Genomic DNA, 20,115 nt, shown 5'->3' with positions numbered 1-20,115 from the left:
TTTAGCCCTTTTTCACTATTTCGCTATGGCACACTGGCTGCACGGAAGTGCAGCTAATACTGAACATATTCAAACCGCCGTAATCGCCGATATAGCCAATCTGGAATTTGGACGGAAGGTTTTTAATGTCAGACGTATTTTCACTGAAAGGGGCTACCATAAACCCACTTGCGCCGGGTAAGAGGGTTTTACCGTCTGTACCGATGTAACCCACCGAGACATGATAAGGTGTTCTGTTTTTGATCGTTATGCCTGCTGCGGTTCGGATGATATCCACTTTATCCATAGGCACGGCTTGCCCTTCTTTAAGCACAATCGCCTTAGGACGCCAGAAAAGCTTCAGGCGGCTTTGCATCGCCAGCTGCATGACATTTTTCGCGTCTGAACGAGGGGGGATTTCGCGCATGTTGTAATAGAACAGGCTCTCTCTGTCTTTAGGCAACTGAGCAAGCGTGGGTTGTCCCATCAGACGGATTTGGCTCTGCTCGCCAGCCTCCAGGCGAAGTAACGGAGGTAGGGGCGTAATGTATTCACGCGTCTTGACGCTGTTTTTGTCTTCAATCCATGACTGAGCCAGGTAAGGCATGGTTTTACTCTGGTTAGTCAGTTTGACCGTGGCGCTCTTGTCCGTCTCATTAAAAATTATCCTCGTTCTGTCCGGTGAAACGGTGGCATGGGCGAGCGTGCTGAGACTGAGTAAACACAAAAATCCTTTTGCAATTAACGTTAATTTCATTTCATTCATCCTGAATTAGTTTACTGATTTACAAGGTAAAATAATGGCTTTTCCATCGGCATTACTTTTATTAGGCGCTGAAATTTCGCAGCTGTTGCTACCCCACGTAAGTGTGAGTTCACTGTCGTCCTGAAGACCGCTGAGGTAGACATAGCCGTCTTCAGCCACCAGGCCCGCATCTCTGCCTGTTGTTTTATCCACAACGTTGACGCCTAACGGCGGGAAATGACCGTCTTGCAGACGGATAACACCCCAAATTTGATAACCTTTAGTGGCATTCATTTTGGCGTAACCAATTGCACCTTCAGTGAGCGTGGTACTGATCACTGAATTATTCACATCTACACCTTCCGGGAGATCGGTACTTTTCACGCGAACTGTAGAGGTGATGTAGTCGCTGACGGCGTTGGTAACCGCAATACCGTATCTGTTGGTGACAGTGCGGTTATCGCTTAACGGGATATCTGCAATGCCGTCGGTATCAACCATCATGCGTGCATTGTTGCCGTTGCTGTAATCATGCAGGGCCATACCGTGACGCGTTGCGGTTAAGGAGCCATTCCAGCCTGCCGTGAAAGAGTTGTAATAGTTGGGCTGAATACTCCCCGTCACATTCAGACGGCCGTAAGGAGAATAATGCTGGTAGCCACCACGAACGGTCGGCTCAGCGTGACTAAAATCACTATCCTTGCCGGATGCGGAAATATTCCAGGTATTGCTCCGGTCTGAAGAATCGTAGTACGAGGCTGTTTGTGTGAGGCTGCTATCGCCCGTTTTTTGCATACTCCATGAGGCGCTGCGACTCTGCTCTAGCGGTATAGAGAAGGAAAGATAATATTGTGTCTCATCTTCTCCGTCCCACCTGGAGCGGCTAACGGAGAGCGACGCCGAAATACCCTGAAGGTTGCCGATATCAAAGTTACGGTTGACCGATACCGTGTAGTTTGTACTGGCGGTGTCATCCCAATAGGTATTGCGCGTCAGGTTGAGATAGGCGTTCATTCCCAGCGAAGAGAAAAACTGGTTTAAAGAGAGCACATAGCTCTCTTTTTCATTACTGAGCGAATCATCACCGCTTCGCGACATTAAATACTCGTTCATGGTGACGTATTCTTTGTCAGAAAAACGATAGCCAGCAAACGTTACCTGGCTGCCGGTTTCTTCAAAGCGTTTAGAATAGTTTGCTCGATAGCTGTAGCCTCGCTGTTTGCCGCTATCCTCATTGTGCAACGTTGCTTCAGCACGTGTGACATCAAACGACAGTGCGCCAAAGCTGTTCATGTTATAACCGATACCCGTTGTTACTGCCTGGTAATCATCGGCCGTCAGCAATGCTCCGCTGTAAAGCGAAATGTCACTCTTCCATCCCCACGAAAATTCCCCAGTCCAGAAGTAAGGATTGTTAACGTCGCTTTGGCCAACGCTTGTAGGCTTACCTGTCGAGGTTTTATATCGTACCTGACCTTTACGAGTCAGGAAGGGGATTGAAGACGAGCCTACCTGGAAGGTGTTTTTACGCCCATCTTCTTCTTCAACGGTAACATCGAGTTGACCCTGGAAAGTGTCGCCCAGGTCGGTGATGTTAAATGGACCAGGCGCGACGGTGGTCTGGTAAACCATTCGCCCATTTTGGGTCACGGTTACTTTGGCATTGGTCTGCGCGATACCGGTAATCTGAGGGGCATACCCTTGCAAATCCGGGGGCAGCATATTTTCATCACTCTCCAGAGAGAGGCCCGTGAAGTGAAACGTGTCGAAAATATCGGAGTTAAGATCGTACTGACCCAAGGTTAATTTGGCAGACATTGATGGTATAGGGCGGAACAAATAGGTGCGATCCAGACCACTGTCACTGCTGTTGGTATGCCCATTAGTATATGATTTATCGTACTGGTAATCTGAGCGCAAACGCCACGCGCCCAGGTTGAACCCGAGTGTGCCGTAAGAGCTGATGTTTTGGTTTTTTTCCCCACCGTCAGGATCGTACTGACTTGCATAGACGTTGTAATCGAGTAAGGCACCCGCCACACCATCGTCCCAGAATTCTGGAGGCGTCCAGTTTTTTGCCTGATACTTCATCCATGCCTGGGGCGCAGTAATGGACACAACCATATCCGCTTTATTCAGACCGATGATTAATTCAGGTTTTGCGCTGAGATCGAGACAACCCTGCGTATTAACAGGTTGAAGTTGTTGAATAAACTCATCAGCAAAACCAAATGAGCGTAAATCGCTCTGTGTAAGGCAGACCTGAGAGCCGCTTTCATTGCCGGCTTTAATCCAGTCAAATGACCATAAGTTGGGGAGACTTTTTTTGTTGATCTCAACGCGAGCGATGTACTGCCCTACAGGGATGTAACCTTTCTTTTCAAACTGGCTGAGGTCAATATTGCTTTTATCTTCAGTGTCAATCATGTCGGTGTTGAACTCTACCGACCAGGCAGGGGATACGATTACACCTGCGACAATAATAGGGTGAATAATCTGTTTTATTAAAAGAGATAATACAGATATGGCTGGGTTTTTAATGTTGCGCATAAAATCCTTTTCTTTTAATAAAATAGACTAAAAAAGTCGGTGATTCCTTCACCGACTTATATTGTCCTAACGCTATTCGTTAACGATTACTCGTAAGCAAGAATATAGTTAGCCTGGGTATAAACATCACCCGCAGTTGCAGTTTTGGTTGGTGATTCCATGCGTGCTTTGAAGTTCAGTTCCTGATACGCATTATCTGCAACCAGGTTGAATACCTGCGCTACACCCATGTCTACGTTAGCTTTACCTTCGGTCAGGATACGTACGCCAACGTTTGATGCAGCACCGTAGTTACCTTCATAGGTATTTTTCAGCAGTTTAGTGGTCGCATCTTCGTTTGCAGAGTTGAAGGTTACTTTCGCTTTGCTGATAGTGGTTGGGGCTTCAGTGGTTCCGCCGGTCAGCGTACAGTCCTGCAGATGGATAGTAAAATCAACTGGCAGAGAGAACTTGCCACCGTTCAGCGCTGAATCTGCAACTTCACCCAGGTTAACCTGCAGGTCTTCATCGCCAGGCGCGATTGAGCAAGGTGCAGAGATAACTTCACCTTTAAACGTCACTTTACCATGACCTGCATCAGCAGCAGATGCATTGAAAGCAACACCAGACAGCAGGGAAGCAGTAACAACGGCTAACAGTGTTTTGTTCAACATTTAATATATTCCTTTATAGTGAAGCTTGCTTTAGAAACAAGCAGTATGATTATCAATTTTAATTAATTTTGTACAACGGGGATAAATATATCACTAGTATTTGTGATTTCACTTTTAGAAAATTTAAATAGAACATTTAGGTGAATTTTTTATATTCATCATGGTGATGATTGGTTCTGGGGTGAACGTGTCAGTGGGGCAAGGGGAAGAAAGCTTCCTTAAGACTGTTATAAGAGAAGTGCCGCAATATGATGTCCGTCAAGATATTATAACTACTAAAATTACTTATACTTTTTTTTGTAACATGAATTATTGAATAAATAATTATATTTTCACTGAATGCAATTGTATGAAACAAGTGGTTGCAAGTTGCATTATAGTTTGGGGTTATCAATCAATGCGAGGCGTGAAGAAAATTGACATAAAAATTTACACCTTCGTGTCTGAAGGTGCACTCTGTTTTAGCCGATACACACGGGTTGTCATGCCATCAGACTCATTCCCCTTATCGACATGACGCATAACACGCCATAGTTTGGGTTATGGTTGGGGTCGCTTTGGCAAACGGCATCAGATCGTCCACGGCAAACGTGATGCCTAATCCCAACTCAGGGTTGTTGTTTGCGGTGAATGAATGGCGCTTATTTATGCAAAAATAGTGATCGAAATGTCTTGAAAAGGAGTTGATTATTCAAATAATCAAGAGCATGTGACATTATATGTTAAATGGTATTTATTATATTAATATACGCCTCCGTTTTACGAAGGCGTATAACGTATTAACCAATACCTGCTGCCTGCAATAATACCAGGCTCAGCCCCATCACTGACATCCCGCACAGTACGCCATAACTGGGGTTGTTGTTCGGGTCGATCTCTTTCGCCAGCGGCATCAGTTCGTCAACAGACAAGGCAACCATAATGCCCGCAACGGCTGCCATGATGGCCGCCATTACCACCGGTGAAACCAGGCTACCGAGAATCAGCCATGCCAGCACGCCACCCAAAATTTCGGCCATCCCTGAAATCCCGGCCCAAAAAATGGCGGTTCGTTTTGATCCGGTTGCCGCATACACCGGCCCGGCAACCGCCAGTCCTTCAGGAATATTGTGCAATGCAACGGCCAGTGCAATGCCCAACCCCATCTCCAGGTTGCTGCTGGCCGTCACATAGGTGGCAACACCTTCCGGGAAGTTATGCAGGCTGATCCCGAGCGTCAGTAAAATAGCGGTACGCTTGATATTGCGTGGGATGGGCGTTACGTTTTTCTGCATTAAGTCCTGCGGATGCGCATGAGGCAACATGCGGTCGAGGGCAAAGTAACCCAGCAATCCCAGCACAAACATGCCATAGCCCAGCACTGGCGACATACCTTCCGTGCCAAGTGCAGCGGGTAGCATCTCCATCAGGGAGATAAGCAGCATGATCCCTGCGGCAAAACCTAATGAAAAGGCCAGCACACGATTAGACGGCTTTTGGCCGAGAACGCCGAGAATTGCACCAATAAAGGTGGCTGCGCCCGCAAGTATGGTCAGGATCAAAGGTACTGACATGCACTGCTCCTTATGATAATGATTCTCATTAATATTAATGATTCATTGTTGGCAAAGCGAGAGGGCGGCCTCTGCTTTACACATTCCTTACATTCAAATTTCCTGATGATGATCTTCACGCTTATCTGCGTTCATCTTTGCCAGATTACGCGTAATGTAGAACCATCAAATTGACACCTTCTGTAAGGATATCACCATGACTTCTTCTCGTATGCCAGCACTGTTTTTAGGCCACGGCAGCCCAATGAACGTTCTGGAAGATAACGTCTACACCCGCGCCTGGCGTCATCTGGGAGAGACGTTGCCACGCCCGAAAGCAATTGTGGTGGTTTCTGCGCACTGGTTTACTCGTGGCACAGGCGTGACTGCGATGGAAGCACCGAAAACCATCCATGATTTTGGTGGCTTCCCTCAGGCACTTTATGACACGCATTATCCGGCGCCTGGCTCGCCTGCGCTGGCACAACAGCTGGTGGATCTGCTGGCACCTGTCCCGGTCGCCCTGGATAAAGAAGCCTGGGGTTTTGACCATGGCTCATGGGGCGTGCTCATTAAAATGTATCCTGATGCGGATATCCCAATGGTGCAGCTGAGTATCGACAGCACCAAACCAGCGGCCTGGCATCTGGAGATTGGCCGTAAGCTGGCCTCACTGCGTGATGAGGGCATCATGCTGGTGGCGAGCGGTAACGTGGTGCATAACCTGCGTACTGCACGCTGGCACGGGGAGAATACGCCGTACCCATGGGCAACATCTTTCAACGATTTTGTAAAAGCGAACCTGACCTGGCAAGGCCCGGTTGAGCAGCACCCTCTGGTGAACTATCTGGAACACGAAGGCGGTTCGCTCTCTAACCCAACGCCGGATCACTTCCTGCCGCTGCTGTATGTATTAGGCGCGTGGGATGGCCAGGAGCCGATTACGATCCCGGTTGATGGTATTGAGATGGGTAGCCTGAGTATGTTGTCGGTGCAGGTGGGGTAATAAACGCAAAACGGCAACCCTGGTTGCCGTTTTTAGTGTTTGCACCCTCTCCCCGTGGGAGAGGGATGGGGTGAGGGCATCAGGCCGCAATTTACTCTACGAAAACATGCGGATAGAACCGTGACAGATCCTGAGTGATCAGCGCGCGATCTTCGCGGATACCGATCCCGGCTGGCTGATCGTTGATGAGCCAGCTCCCAATCAGCGTATAGCTGTCGCCAAACTTCGGCAGTTGATAAAATGCCTGGACGATCATCCCTTCTTCGCCGTAAGGCCCTTCAACCGCTTCCAGCGTTTTGCCGTTTTCGATGATGGACACGTTCGCCCCTTCGCGAGAGAAAATGGGCTTCACGACGTATTTATCCATCGGCGGGAAATCATCTTCAGCGAAGTAAGCGGGCAGCAGGTTCGGGTGGTTCGGGAACATCTCCCATAGCATCGGCAGCAGTGCCTTGTTGGAGATAATGCTCTTCCAGGCAGGCTCCAGCCAGCGGACACCGGCATCTTCCAGCTTGGTAGAGAACATCTCGCGCAGCATATATTCCCACGGGTAGAGCTTAAACAGGTTACTGATCACCTGATCCTGCAAATCCGTGAACTGACCTTTTTCTCCCAGGCCGATGTCTTCAATATAAAGGAACTCGGTAGCCACTTCGGCTTCGGCCGCGCAGTCCTGTAAATACTGCACTGTGCCGCGATCTTCTTCTGTATCGCGACAGCAGGCGAGATGCAGCAGGTTAAAGCCATGCTGCTCACGCAGTTCGCCAAAGCGTTCAATCAGCTTTTCCTGAAGGCTGTTGAACTGGTCACTGCCTTCCGGCAGGTTTCCGGCGTTCACCTGGTCTTCGAGCCAAATCCACTGGAAGAACGCAGCCTCATACAAAGAGGTTGGCGTGTCGGCGTTGTTTTCTAAAAGCTTAGGTTCGCCTACACCATCCCAGGCCAGGTCGAGGCGCGAGTAAAGCGATGGCTGGCTGGTTTTCCATGACTGGCGAACGAAGCTCCAGGTGTGTTTTGGAATGCGGAATTTAGCCATCAGCTCGTCGCTGTCGATGACTTTATCAACCACTTTCAGGCACATCTGGTGCAGCTCAGCGGTTACCTCTTCCAGTTTCTCTACCTGGGCGAGGGTAAGCTTGTAATAGGCGTCTTCACACCAGTACGGCTCACCGTACATGGTGTGAAAGTTAAAGCCGTATTCGGTCGCTTTTTCGCGCCAGTCCGGGCGCTCGGTGATACTGACTCGTTCCATGATTAGCCGCCCATTGAACGGGTAGAAGAACCGGTTGCGCTACGCTGCATGGAGGTTTGTTTTGCAACTGACTCACCAAAACCGCCGCGGGTAATGGTACTGGTGGTCGCAGGTTTTGGCGCCATTGCGGTTTTCGGCACGGTCATTGTGCGGCCGGGTTGCGCTGCACCGTAACCTTTACCGCTGGCATCGGTGTATTGGCCGTACGCCGGGCTTGCCGGGTTTTTCGAGCTAAACAGCGGCTGCTGCTGGTAGCCAGCACCGCCGCCCATCAGACGACCCATCATGTAACCGGCCATCAGCGGCATCCAGAAGCTGCCGCTGGATTGTGCCTGAGCCTGGTTTTCAGGTGCCGTGCCTGCCTGAGCAGGGGCCTGCTGGCACTGGCCTTCGCCAAATTCAGCAACGCAGTCTTCACGTGAGGCATATTTCGGTGCGGTACGCTCTGCTTCTTTCAGCGCGGTGTTGTACGCAGTGGTACATTCTGCGGCTTTGCCGGTGGCGGCTGAACAGTCGTCCGCGTTCTGATACAGCGATACCGTTTCGTCGGTTTTCTCACAGCCCGCCAGCATAAAGACGGCGGTGATCGCCAGCGCGACAGGAGTGAGATGGCGCGCGTTCCAGCTTTTGCGGAACGATGCGTGATTAATCGATTTTGTCCGTTTCATTTTTGTCTTCCAGGACCCAGTGGTAGAACGAAGTAAATAAGGCTCAGGATAGAGGATGAGTGGTCGAAAATGAAGCTAAGAGGGGCGGAAACAGGGAGATCTTTACGTTGACTTACGTTCGGATGTGATTTTGCGCCGGGTGGCGCTGCGCTTACCCGGCCTACGATTATGTAGGCCCGATAAGCGAAGCGCCATCGGGCAATGCTTAGTTACGGAACGGATTGCTGCCGGTGTTGGTACGTGCTGACGCTGGCTGTGCAGCAGGCGCGCTGCCTTCAGCGTTGAAGTTATCCACCGCGGCAACCTGCTGTGGATTTTCAGGCGCAACGCTATCTGGCGATGTCGAAACTGGTTTGCCGAGTGCAGCGTTCAGCCCTTGCAGATCCTGCTCATTCAACGTACCCAGCGCTGATTTGATGTTCAGCTGGTTAATCAGGTAAGTGTAACGTGCACTGGAGAGCTGTTGTTTTGCGTTATACAGCGTGGTGGTCGCGTCCAGCACGTCAACGATGGTACGAGTACCCACCGAGTAGCCTGCTTCCATCGCATCCAGGGAGCTTTGTGCAGAAACAACGGCTTGTTTATAGGCGTTGATGCTGCTGATAGAGGCGTTGACGTTGTTGAAGGAGGAACGCACGGTCTGAACAACGTTGCGGTGTGCACTTTCCAGCTGCTCGCTGGCACCCACAAAGTTGTACTGCGCTTGTTTCACCTGCGAGTTCACCATCCCGCCCTGATACAGCGGCAGAGAGAAGCTCAGGCCGACTTTGTTCTGGCCGATGTTGCTGTCATCATACTGGGTGTTGTTAGTCTTAGAACCACTGTAGGTGGTGTCAGACACGCCAGTCGACGCGCTCAGACTCAGGGTTGGCAGATGGCCATCCTGTGCCTGACGAATCTGTTCACGCGCCAGATCCTGGCTCAGGCGTGCCTGAAGCAAGGTCAGGTTGCGGTTTTCTGCTTCTTTCAGCAGCGCATTTACCGTCTGTGGTTTGTCCGTTTTGAAATGGTCCACGTTCAGCGAGGCCAGTTCAGGGTAGTAGTTACCGGTGACCTGACGCAGTGATTCCAGCGCATTATCAAGGTTATTACGCGCGGTCACTTCGTTTGCCAGTACGCTATCGTATTGTGAACGGGCGTTTTGTACGTCAGTGATGGCAACCAGGCCCACGTTGAAACGCTGGGTCGTTTGGTCTAACTGGCGATAAATTGCCTGTTTTTGCGCTTCGGTGTAGGAGAGCGAGTCAATCGCGCTCAGCACGTTGAAGTACGCCGTTGCGGTATTCAGTATCAGCGTCTGCTGGTCGGTCTGATAGGTGACGTCCTGGATGCCCGCGCTTTTTTCCTGCAAGGTCAACGCACGCCATTTGGACATATCAAACAGAGTTTGCGTTAATTGCAGTGATGCGCTGGTCGCATTGGAGTTAACGCCGTTAGAATCGCGGAAACCGTTGCTGTAGGTGTAATCTGCACCTAAGCCCAGTTGTGGCAGCAGCGGGCTACGCGCTTCGTTAATTTTCTCAAACGCAGCATCACGGTCGGCCGCTGACTTACGCAGATCAGGGTTGCCCAGACGTGCCTGCTGATAAACCTGTAACAGATTCTCTGCCTGGCTCATTGCGCTGAAGCCCGTCAGGCTCAGGCCGATAAGGATGGGGAGCAATTTCTTCATTTGCATTCCTTGTTGTGAAGCAGTATTAGCGCTGATCTAATTAAAAAATAATTGTCGATTCTAACAGAATCTTCCACACCTAAAGGTTGGCGTTACGTGCCATCCGGCTGTAATTTGCACCAATCTATCATATAGCCTTATAAACAGCCTTGAAATTAATGATTTCAACACTATTGCTACAAGGGTATGACTCATGCAAAAACCAGATAAGTTGCCAGTGACATTCGCCAAAAACGATGTAGAAATTATTGCACGAGAAACGCTATATAGCGGTTTTTTTTCGATGGATCTTTACCGTTTCAGGCATCGCCTGTTTAACGGGCAGATGAGCGGCGAGATCAGACGTGAAATTTTTGAGCGCGGTCATGCGGCAGTCTTGCTACCCTTTGACCCAGTGCGTGATGAAGTGGTACTGATTGAGCAGATCCGAATTGCGGCGTATGACGTTAGCCCAAGTCCGTGGTTGCTGGAGATGGTCGCCGGGATGATAGAAGAGGGTGAGACGGTTGAAGATGTTGCCCGCCGCGAAGCGCAGGAAGAAGCAGGGCTGATCGTTGGCCGCACCAAACCGGTGCTCAGCTACCTGGCAAGCCCTGGCGGCACCAGCGAGCGCTTGTCTATTATGGTCGGCGAAGTGGACGCCACGACGGCGGAAGGGATTCACGGTCTGGCAGATGAAAACGAAGATATTCGGGTTCATGTGGTGAGTCGGGAGCAGGCTTACCAGTGGGTTGAAGAGGGGAAAATCGACAACGCAGCGTCTGTCATCGCTCTGCAATGGCTGCAACTGCATTATCAGACATTACGAAACGAGTGGAAAAAATGAAGCGTTATACACCTGACTTCCCAGAAATGATGCGCTTGTGCGAAACCAATTTTGCACAATTGCGCCGCCTGCTGCCGCGAAACGACGCACCCGGCGAAACGGTGAGCTATCAGGTGAGCAACGCGCAGTATCGGTTAACGATTACAGAATCAACGCGCTACACTACGCTTGTGGAAATCGAGCAAACGGCCCCCAGCATTAGTTACTGGAGCCTGCCGTCAATGACAGTGCGCCTGTATCACGACGCGATGGTCGCTGAAGTGTGTTCAAGCCAGCAGATCTTTCGCTTCAAGGCGCGGTATGATTATCCGAATAAAAAGTTGCATCAACGCGACGAAAAGCATCAAATTAACCAGTTTTTAGCTGACTGGCTAAGATATTGTTTAGCACATGGAGCAATGGCGATTCCGGTTTGTTAGCGTCATAAACCTACCTAAGGACACCATTTGGAAAGCCTGTTGAACCTGACTGTTGCTGGTGGGGCGCCAGTCAGGATATTACAAATTACCGATACTCACCTGTTTGCCGAAAAGCATGAGACTCTGCTGGGAGTGAACACCTGGGAGAGTTATCAGGCAGTACTTGGCGCGATTCACGCGGAAAACCGTCCTTGCGATTTAATTGTCGCGACAGGCGACCTCGCGCAGGATCAATCCTCCGCGGCCTATCAGCATTTTGCTGAGGGTATCGCGAGTTTTAACGTGCCTTGCGTCTGGTTGCCGGGCAACCATGACTTCCAGCCTGCTATGTACAGCGCGCTTCAGGAAGCAGGTATCTCTCCGGCCAAAACCGTCATCGTGGGCGACCAGTGGCAAATTCTGCTGCTCGACAGCCAGGTATTTGGTGTGCCGCACGGCGAGCTAAGCGAGTTCCAGCTCGAATGGCTGGAGAAAAAACTTGCCGCCGAGCCAGAACGCCATACGTTACTGTTGCTCCATCATCATCCGTTACCGGCTGGCTGTAGCTGGCTTGATCAGCACAGCTTACGCAACTCTGCGGCGCTGGACCGTGTTCTGGTCAAATTCCCACGGGTGAAAAATCTGCTTTGCGGACACATCCATCAGGAACAGGATCTCGACTGGAACGGCCGCCGGATGCTGGCTACACCTTCTACCTGCGTGCAGTTTAAACCGCATTGCGCCAACTTTACCCTGGATACCATAGCTCCGGGCTGGCGCTGGCTGGAACTCCACGCCGATGGCGTGCTGACCACTGAAGTGTGCCGTCTGTCAGGGTTAAAATTCCGTCCAGATACCGCTTCAGAAGGCTATTGATGTCTACGCTCCTTTACCTGCATGGATTTAACAGTTCGCCGCGTTCCGCGAAAGCGACACAGTTTCGCGCGTGGTTGAGCGAACATCATCCGCATGTTGAGATGATTATCCCGCAGTTGCCGCCATACCCGGCTGACGCCGCAGAAATGCTGGAATCTATCGTGCTGGAGCACGGTGGTGAATCCCTGGGTGTCGTCGGCTCCTCACTGGGCGGTTATTACGCCACCTGGCTATCGCAATGCTTCATGCTGCCAGCGGTAGTGGTCAACCCGGCGGTGCGGCCATTTGAGCTGTTACGGGACTTTCTTGGTCAAAACGAGAACCCCTACACCGGACAGCAATATGTGCTAGAGTCTCGCCATATTTACGATCTCAAAGTTATGCAGGTAGACCCGCTTGAAGCGCCCGATCTTATCTGGCTGCTGCAACAAACGGGAGATGAAGTGCTGGATTACCGCCAGGCAGTGGCGTATTACGCATCCTGCCGCCAGACTATAGAAGAGGGCGGAAACCATGCTTTCACGGGCTTTGAAGATCATTTCACCCAGATTGTCGATTTTCTTGGACTGCACAGCCTCTGACAATCAATGCGAATTGCTAGTTTAAATCATGACGCAAACCTATAACGCTGATGCCATTGAGGTACTCACCGGGCTTGAGCCGGTTCGCCGCCGCCCGGGGATGTACACCGATACGACGCGCCCAAACCACCTGGGCCAGGAAGTTATTGATAACAGTGTGGACGAAGCGCTGGCAGGCCATGCCAAACGCGTAGACGTGATCCTGCACGCCGATCAGTCGCTGGAAGTTATCGACGATGGTCGCGGGATGCCGGTCGACATCCACCCGGAAGAGGGTGTTCCTGCTGTTGAGCTGATCCTCTGTCGTCTGCACGCGGGCGGTAAGTTCTCTAACAAGAACTACCAGTTCTCGGGCGGCTTGCACGGCGTGGGGATCTCCGTGGTTAACGCCCTGTCTAAGCGCGTCGAAGTGAACGTTCGCCGTGACGGTCAGGTGTACAACATCGCGTTCGAAAACGGCGAGAAGGTGCAGGAACTCCAGGTTGTTGGCACATGCGGTAAACGCAATACCGGCACCAGCGTCCACTTCTGGCCGGACGAAAGCTTCTTCGACAGCCCACGTTTTTCCGTTTCTCGCCTGACGCACCTGCTGAAAGCCAAAGCCGTGCTGTGCCCGGGCGTGGAAATCACCTTTAAAGACCACGTTAACAATACCGAGCAAACCTGGTGCTACGCCGATGGTCTGAACGACTATCTGTGCGAAGCGGTAAACGGCCTGCCTACGCTGCCGGAAAAACCGTTTGTCGGTAATTTTAACGGTGACACCGAAGCCGTGGATTGGGCGCTGCTGTGGCTGCCGGAAGGCGGCGAGCTGCTGACGGAAAGCTACGTCAACCTGATCCCAACCATGCTTGGCGGTACGCACGTCAACGGCCTGCGTCAGGGCTTGCTGGACGCGATGCGCGAGTTCTGCGAATACCGCAACATTCTGCCACGTGGCGTGAAGTTGTCGGCGGAAGATATCTGGGATCGCTGCGCATACGTTCTGTCCGTGAAGATGCAAGACCCGCAGTTTGCCGGTCAGACCAAAGAACGCCTGTCATCGCGCCAGTGCGCGGCCTTCGTTTCTGGCGTGGTCAAAGATGCCTTTACCCTGTGGCTGAACCAGAACGTTCAGGCGGCAGAGATGCTGGCCGAAATGGCCATTTCCAGCGCGCAGCGTCGTCTGCGTGCGGCGAAGAAAGTGGTGCGTAAAAAGCTGACCAGTGGCCCTGCGCTGCCGGGCAAACTGGCCGACTGCACCGCACAGGACCTCAACCGCACCGAACTGTTCCTTGTGGAAGGGGATTCGGCAGGCGGATCCGCCAAACAGGCGCGCGATCGTGAATATCAGGCGATCATGCCGCTCAAGGGTAAGATCCTGAATACCTGGGAGGTTTCTTCCGATGAAGTGCTGGCCTCGCAGGAAGTGCACGATATCTCTGTGGCGATCGGCATCGATCCTGACAGCGACGATCTGAGCCAGCTGCGTTACGGTAAGATCTGTATCCTTGCGGATGCGGACTCCGATGGTCTGCACATCGCCACGCTGCTCTGCGCGCTGTTTGTGAAGCACTTCAGAACGCTGGTGAAAAACGGTCACGTCCACGTGGCGCTGCCGCCGCTGTACCGTATCGACCTCGGCAAAGAGGTGTACTACGCGCTGACGGAAGAAGAGAAAGCGGGCGTTCTGGAACAGCTCAAGCGCAAGAAGGGCAAACCAAACGTTCAGCGCTTTAAAGGGCTGGGCGAGATGAACCCGATGCAGCTGCGTGAAACCACGCTTGATCCGAACACGCGCCGTCTGGTGCAGCTGACGATCAGCGATGAAGACGAGCAGCAAACCAATGCCATGATGGATATGCTCCTTGCCAAGAAGCGTTCGGAAGACCGACGTAACTGGTTACAGGAGAAAGGCGATATGGCGGATATTGAGGCCTGATGCCCTCACCCTGACCCTCTCCCACAGGGAGAGGGAATGGGATAGTAGGCCCGGTAAGCGTTAGCGCCACCGGGCTTTTTTACATCAAAACTCCATCTTCACCGTGAACTGCACTTCACGCGGGTCGCCAATCTGGTTGCCCAGGTTATTGGTCGCGATAGAGGAGGTGTAGTAGGTCTTATCAAACAGGTTCTTCACGTTCACCTGCAACGTCACCGGGTATTGCAGCTTCATTTTATACGCCGCAAACGCATCTGCAACGACGTAGCCCGGCAGATAGTAATCCGCACCGTTGGTGGCTGAACGACGGCTTACACCGTGCCCGCCGCCGCCGAGCGTCAGGGTATTCCCGCCAATCACGTTATGAATATCGTAGGTCAGGAACAGCGAGCCGGTGTGACGTGGCACGTTTGGCAGCGGCTTGCCCGCGTAATCAGGATCTTCCAGCACTTTCGCATCGGTATAACCGTAGCTGGCGATGATGTTGGTGTTCTCGGTAAGCGATCCGGCGAGATCCACTTCCACACCCTGCGAGCGCACGCGACCCGCGGTTTTGGCAATGGTTTCATCCCCCACGCTTTCGGTATACAGCACGTTGCGCTTATGAATATCAAACAGCGCGATATTGGCGGTAATACCGTTGAACAGGTCAAACTTCGCACCCACTTCGTAGGCATTTGACGTTTCTGGTGGCAGGTCGCCGATATAGCTCGCAATAGAGGATTGCGGCATAAACGTCTGCGAGTAGTTGGCAAACAGCGACACGTTCGGCGTCAGCTTGTAAACCAGACCCAGCTTCGGCGTCCACTGATCGTCGCTACTGTCGGTGTTAACGTTAAACGGACGGCCTTTACCCGCATACTGGGTGTAGTATTGATAACGCAGCCCGGCGACGGCGATCCATTTATCGGTCAGGTACAACGCGTCCTGCGCATAGGCGGAGTAACTCTCCTGCTTGATCGTCTGGTCGCTATCGGATGCCGAAACGGTCGTACATTTGCCGAGATTGCCGTAGGACGGATTATAGATATTGAAATCTTTCACGTTCTTACAGCGGATCATATCCGTGCGCAGCAGATCGTAATTCTCATAGGAGATGCCGGTCAGGATCTCGTTGTAGAAGCCGGCGATATCCACGTTCCCCTGCAAATCGGCACGGGTGGTGTGCATTCGCTGGGTGGAGCCTTGCGTTGCATCCACACGGCGCGTCAGGTTGCCGGTGGCGGAGTCATACGCCATCACACGCGCCTGGTTATCGCTGTATTTATCCTGGCTGTAGCTATAGTCGAACTTCGCGGTCCACTGGCTGTTCAGGCGGTATTCGGCGTTGAGCTGTGCCAGGTCTGATTGCCCGTCAGTAATATTGAACGGCTCATCAAAGCGGGTTTTTCGGTCAACCTTTACGGCCTGCTTGGTATTGAGGTCGAAGATTGTTCCACGGTCGAACGGTGTCTTATAGTCGCGATGGGAATAGAGCACCGTGACGGTGGCATCATCGCCGAACCAGGTCAGGGAGGGCGCGATAAAGGTGCTGCGTTCCGTCCCAAAGTTACGCCAGTAATCTTCGTCCTGATATTCACCCGTCAGGCGATATGCCAGACGCGTCCCTTCAATCGGCCCGGTCACATCAAATTGCCCGGTGCCACCGCCAAAGCTGGAAGAGGTGGCAGAAATTGAGCCGCCGAACGTCGTTTCCGGGCGTTTGGTGACCACGTTAATCAGGCCGCCAGGATCGAGGATGCCGTACAAGGTCGAGGCCGGGCCTTTCAGCACTTCCACGCGCTCGGTTGATGCGTTAAAGCTGCGCGGCAGTACGGTACGCAGGCCGTTGGTCATGATCGATCCGTCGCGGTTGGCGCCAAAGCCCCGGCGCACAAACGCGTCCTGGGTGCCGCCCAGAGTGTTGGTTTGCACAACGTTGCTGACGTTATACAGCGCTTCGTCGAGCGTGGTAGCGTGCTGATCTTCCAGCACCTTATCGCTGACGGTATTCACCACCTGTGGGATGTCCAGCATTGGCATGTTGGTCAGCGTAGCGGTGGAGGTGTTCAGCGGCTGATAGCCGTTTGTGGCATCGGTGGTGGCATTTGGATCGGCGGTCACGGTCAGCGTTTCGCCATCTTTAGCCGCTGTGGTATCAGCGGCCTGCACCAGCGGTGTGATGAATAACAGTGAAAAGAGCGCGCGCCCTTTTACCCCAGAGAGTGAAGGTGTGAACTTAGCCATTACATCTGTTTTCCCGAAATATCCCGCGCATGAATGTTCGCGGAAGAATGTGTGATTCATTGCCCTTAACGGTCTGTCCGTTCGCCTGTTCAGGCCTCGAACATGTAATTGATAATCATTCAATCATGCAAAAATGTAGTAGTAAATGGAAAATAGAAAAAATCGACTACAAAATAAAAAGACCAATGCGCATCCGATTTTTTCTTGTTTAACAATATGAAAATAAAAGAATTAATAAATGTGTTGTTAGCGTAGTAGCCTGTTATTACCCCTGGCTTTTTCGGGGTGTTTATTCGCTTGACTACTACATGGCGCAGCGGCAAACTCCCAAAAGAGAATGAGTTTTATTTTTATTTGTTTGTCATTTTATTAAGTTGGCGTTCACGTGGCTCATAACACGAAAAAGCAGGGGTTGGTGCTTGAAAACCTCTCTGCTGGCTATCAGAAAAAAATCATCGTTGATGATATTTCCCTTGCGATCCCCCAGCAGAAAATGACTGTCCTGGTTGGGGCAAACGGCTGCGGAAAATCCACTCTGCTCAGTACCATTGCGCGCCTGCTTCAGCCGCTTGGCGGTAGCGCGTTTCTGGACGGGAAAGCCATCCATGAACAGCCCACCAAAGCGGTCGCACGCAGCCTGGGCATTCTTCCGCAATCGCCAATACTGCCGGAAGGGTTAACTGTATTCGAGCTGGTGTCGCGCGGGCGCTTTCCCTGGCAAAACTTTATGCGCCAGTGGAGCGATGAAGATGAGCTCGCGGTTGAAGAGGCCCTGCGTCTGACCGGCACCACGGAATTTGCTCACCTGCCAGTCGAAAGCCTGTCCGGCGGCCAGCGTCAGCGCTGCTGGATAGCTATGGCGCTGGCGCAGCAAACTCCGTATATCCTGCTGGATGAGCCAACGACGTATCTCGACCTTCGCTATCAGGTCGAGATCCTCGAACTGCTTCACACGCTGACCCGCCATCACGGGCGTACCGTCGTGGTGGTGCTCCATGATCTCAATTTCGCCGTTAACTATGGCGATTCGCTGGTCTTTCTGCGGCAAGGAAAAGTGCAGGGAGTGCTTCATGAGGGTGATGTCTGTACGCCTGAACTGATCAAAGCGGTTTTTGATGTCGACGTGCATATGTCGGTGAACCCATTGACCGGAAAGCCATTCTTTATGCCTTTTCGTCAGGGAACCGCAAAGCCATGATGCGTACATCCCTGGCATTCATTCTTTTTGCGCTATTGCTGGTGGCAGGTGGCATTGCCCATCTGGGGATCGGCGCGCGCTTTATCGCCCCGCAAACGGTGGTGCAGGCGTTCTTTCATTTCGACCCGCGCAATTTCGAGCATAACGTCATCGTTAAGCTGCGGTTGTTGCGCCTGTTCGCCGCGCTGACCACCGGTGCGGCGCTTGGCGTGGCGGGCGTGTTGCTGCAATCCGTTATCCGCAACCCTCTGGGGGAACCGCATATTCTGGGGCTGAATGCCGGGGCGGCGCTGGCGGTGGTGTTAACCAGTGCTCTGGGACTTAGCCTGCCGTTTGGTCGCCCACTGATTGCTGCGGCCGGTGCAGGGGCGCTGTTTCTGCTGGTGCTGATGTTCTCATCCGCCGGGCGCAGCGGGTTAACCCCGATGAAAGTGACCCTGTGTGGCGTGGCGTTGTCGGCATTCGCATCGTCTATTACCGCCGCTGTGCTGATCCTGGATGAACAGACGCTGCTCGCCATGCGAACCTGGCTGGCAGGGGATTTGGCCGGATTAAACGGCGAGATAGTTCGCACCGCCTCCTGGGTGGCTGGCGCAGGTTTTGCGCTGGCGCTGTGGTTGTCGCCATCGCTGAATATGCTGGCGCTGGGCGACCGTATGGCGCAGGGCTTAGGCGTTTCGCTGCTGAAAACCCGCCTGTTTGCGCTACTGGCAATTGCGCTGTTGTGCGGTGCGGCAGTCTCCATTGCCGGGCCCATTGGGTTTATCGGCCTTGTGGTTCCACAGCTTATTCGCCGTCTGGTGTCGGCAGATATACGCGTGATGGTACCGCTTTCTGCCCTGTGCGGTGCGCTGGTCTTACTGATTGCCGATCTGGCCGCCCGCACGTTATTCACGCCTTATGAGCTGGCCACCGGCGTGATGACGGCGCTGGTTGGCGCGCCGGTCTTTATCGTTATGGCCTCGAGGATGTTCAAATGAGGCGGGTGGTTTTGCGTGCCGGACTGCGGCCGTTACGCATCGGCGCATATTCTGCGCTCGTGCGTCCGCGTGCGCTGGCGTGCCTGTCGCTGTTCCTGCTGATGACGGTGCTGCTGCTCAGTTTTGGCCTGACGCACGGTTCACTGCCTATACCCACTTCCGCGATCGGTCGGGCGCTGTTTTACCCTGAAAGCCTGCCTGCGGATGCGCGTTACATCGTGATGGATATTCGTCTGCCGCGTCTGCTGATGGCCGTCCTCTGTGGTGCCATGCTGGGGATGGCGGGGGCGGCAATGCAGTCCATTACCCGTAATGGCCTGGCCGACCCGGGGCTGATTGGTGTGAAAGAGGGCTGTAGTGCGACGGTGCTGCTGCTGATTTTTCAGTTCCCGGCGCTGAGCCTGTTCTGGCGTCCGGCAGTGGGTATGGTCGGTGGACTGCTGACGGCATTACTCGTGGTGGCACTGGCGCGTGATATTTCGCGGCCACGTTTTATTCTTACCGGGATTGGCGTTTCCTGGGCTTTTGCGGCGGCAATGGGCGTCTTTATGACCACGGCTAATGTGCGTGATGTGCAGACCGCGATGCTGTGGCTGGCGGGGAGCCTGCATACGGCAAACTGGGCGCTGGTGGGCGTGGCGGCTGGGTGGGCTGTGCCTGCATGTGCCTTACTGCTTTTCACCGCTCGTGCGGCCGACGTGGCCCTGCTCGGCAATCAGGCCGCCACGGGGCTGGGGGTTCGTACGTCACGGCTGGCGCTGCTGCGCCTTCTCGCCCCGGTGGTGCTGACCGCAGCCTGCGTTTCCTGCGTGGGCAGTATCGGGTTTGTCGGATTGATTGCTCCGCATATGGCACGTGCCTTGTTACGCGGCGGGCAAACTGCATTGCTTTTGGGGAGTGCGGTGCTGGGCGCACTGCTGGTGCTGATGGCCGATAACGTCGGCCGTCTGGCATTTTTACCGCTGCAACTCCCCGCAGGCATTGTGATTTCTTTGATTGGTGGGCCGTTTTTCCTGTTGCTGCTGTGGCAGCGGCGGGACAGATTTTAATGG

At 52.9% G+C, this 20,115-nt stretch carries 17 protein-coding genes; 9 read left to right on the top strand and 8 right to left on the bottom strand.

Translation table 11 applies throughout. The features are described 5' to 3' along the window. Position 1: 1 nt before the first annotated feature. From F3J30_RS16775 to zupT, 4 genes are all read right to left on the bottom strand, one after another. Positions 2-745 (bottom strand): molecular chaperone, encoded by a 744-nt coding sequence (locus tag F3J30_RS16775; RefSeq protein ID WP_211053303.1) that lies wholly within the window; start codon positions 743-745, stop codon positions 2-4. A gap of 6 nt (positions 746-751) precedes the next feature. Continuing rightward, the gene (locus F3J30_RS16770; RefSeq protein ID WP_166717964.1) at positions 752-3,274 is read right to left on the bottom strand and encodes a fimbria/pilus outer membrane usher protein; all 2,523 of its coding nucleotides are present in this window, start codon (positions 3,272-3,274) and stop codon (positions 752-754) included. Between the two features lie 86 nt (positions 3,275-3,360). Beyond that, positions 3,361-3,927 carry a fimbrial-like protein gene (locus F3J30_RS16765; protein ID WP_166717963.1) on the bottom strand — a complete coding sequence of 189 codons (567 nt, stop codon included), beginning with the start codon at positions 3,925-3,927 and terminating at the stop codon, positions 3,361-3,363. A gap of 779 nt (positions 3,928-4,706) precedes the next feature. Then, a complete protein-coding gene (zupT, locus tag F3J30_RS16760; protein ID WP_166717962.1) occupies positions 4,707-5,480 on the bottom strand; it encodes a zinc transporter ZupT in 774 nt (257 codons plus the stop codon). Between the two features lie 196 nt (positions 5,481-5,676). On the opposite strand from zupT, the gene ygiD reads away from it, so the two are divergent. Then, positions 5,677-6,465 (top strand): 4,5-DOPA dioxygenase extradiol, encoded by a 789-nt coding sequence (ygiD, locus tag F3J30_RS16755; RefSeq protein ID WP_014071789.1) that lies wholly within the window; start codon positions 5,677-5,679, stop codon positions 6,463-6,465. 91 nt (positions 6,466-6,556) lie between these two features. Here ygiD and F3J30_RS16750 read toward each other — a convergent pair whose 3' ends face one another. The 3 genes from F3J30_RS16750 to tolC form a co-directional block, all read right to left on the bottom strand. Beyond that, positions 6,557-7,717, bottom strand: a complete 1,161-nt coding sequence (locus tag F3J30_RS16750) for a glutathionylspermidine synthase family protein (protein WP_014071788.1) — start codon at positions 7,715-7,717, stop codon at positions 6,557-6,559. A gap of 2 nt (positions 7,718-7,719) precedes the next feature. After that, positions 7,720-8,385, bottom strand: coding sequence for a DUF1190 family protein (locus tag F3J30_RS16745; protein ID WP_166717961.1), 666 nt, complete (start codon positions 8,383-8,385; stop codon positions 7,720-7,722). A gap of 205 nt (positions 8,386-8,590) precedes the next feature. Next, entirely contained in the window at positions 8,591-10,057 is a 1,467-nt protein-coding gene (tolC, locus tag F3J30_RS16740; RefSeq protein ID WP_166717960.1) for an outer membrane channel protein TolC, read from the bottom strand. A 193-nt stretch (positions 10,058-10,250) separates the two neighbouring features. On the opposite strand from tolC, the gene nudF reads away from it, so the two are divergent. Genes nudF through parE form a run of 5 tightly spaced genes read left to right on the top strand, consistent with a single transcriptional unit; the run spans position 10,251 to position 14,659 of the window. Then, positions 10,251-10,883, top strand: a complete 633-nt coding sequence (nudF, locus tag F3J30_RS16735; protein ID WP_166717959.1) for an ADP-ribose diphosphatase — start codon at positions 10,251-10,253, stop codon at positions 10,881-10,883. Next, a complete protein-coding gene (locus F3J30_RS16730; RefSeq protein WP_003862516.1) occupies positions 10,880-11,302 on the top strand; it encodes a DUF1249 family protein in 423 nt (140 codons plus the stop codon). Before nudF ends, F3J30_RS16730 begins: the two co-directional genes overlap by 4 nt. A 27-nt stretch (positions 11,303-11,329) precedes the next feature. After that, the gene (cpdA, locus tag F3J30_RS16725) at positions 11,330-12,157 is read left to right on the top strand and encodes a 3',5'-cyclic-AMP phosphodiesterase (protein ID WP_014071784.1); all 828 of its coding nucleotides are present in this window, start codon (positions 11,330-11,332) and stop codon (positions 12,155-12,157) included. Further along, the gene (gene yqiA, locus F3J30_RS16720) at positions 12,157-12,738 is read left to right on the top strand and encodes an esterase YqiA (RefSeq protein WP_166717958.1); all 582 of its coding nucleotides are present in this window, start codon (positions 12,157-12,159) and stop codon (positions 12,736-12,738) included. Before cpdA ends, yqiA begins: the two co-directional genes overlap by 1 nt. A gap of 28 nt (positions 12,739-12,766) precedes the next feature. After that, complete coding sequence (gene parE / locus F3J30_RS16715; RefSeq protein WP_014071782.1) at positions 12,767-14,659, top strand: DNA topoisomerase IV subunit B; 1,893 nt, start codon at positions 12,767-12,769, stop codon at positions 14,657-14,659. 84 nt (positions 14,660-14,743) lie between these two features. Here parE and F3J30_RS16710 read toward each other — a convergent pair whose 3' ends face one another. Next, entirely contained in the window at positions 14,744-16,885 is a 2,142-nt protein-coding gene (locus F3J30_RS16710; RefSeq protein WP_166717957.1) for a TonB-dependent siderophore receptor, read from the bottom strand. 385 nt (positions 16,886-17,270) lie between these two features. Here F3J30_RS16710 and F3J30_RS16705 point away from each other — a divergent pair, with 385 nt between their 5' ends. From F3J30_RS16705 to F3J30_RS16695, 3 genes are read left to right on the top strand one after another with little or no spacing between them, the layout of a single operon-like run. Further along, positions 17,271-18,083 (top strand): ABC transporter ATP-binding protein, encoded by an 813-nt coding sequence (locus F3J30_RS16705; protein WP_166717956.1) that lies wholly within the window; start codon positions 17,271-17,273, stop codon positions 18,081-18,083. Further along, complete coding sequence (locus F3J30_RS16700; protein WP_166717955.1) at positions 18,080-19,063, top strand: iron ABC transporter permease; 984 nt, start codon at positions 18,080-18,082, stop codon at positions 19,061-19,063. Before F3J30_RS16705 ends, F3J30_RS16700 begins: the two co-directional genes overlap by 4 nt. Next, complete coding sequence (locus tag F3J30_RS16695) at positions 19,060-20,112, top strand: iron ABC transporter permease (RefSeq protein ID WP_166717954.1); 1,053 nt, start codon at positions 19,060-19,062, stop codon at positions 20,110-20,112. The genes F3J30_RS16700 and F3J30_RS16695 overlap by 4 nt, the downstream gene beginning before the upstream one ends. Positions 20,113-20,115 lie beyond the last annotated feature (3 nt).

The organism is Enterobacter sp. Tr-810, assembly GCF_011752765.1.
In the GTDB taxonomy this organism is placed as follows: domain Bacteria; phylum Pseudomonadota; class Gammaproteobacteria; order Enterobacterales; family Enterobacteriaceae; genus Enterobacter; species Enterobacter soli.
This window is presented reverse-complemented; position numbering and strand designations above follow the sequence as displayed.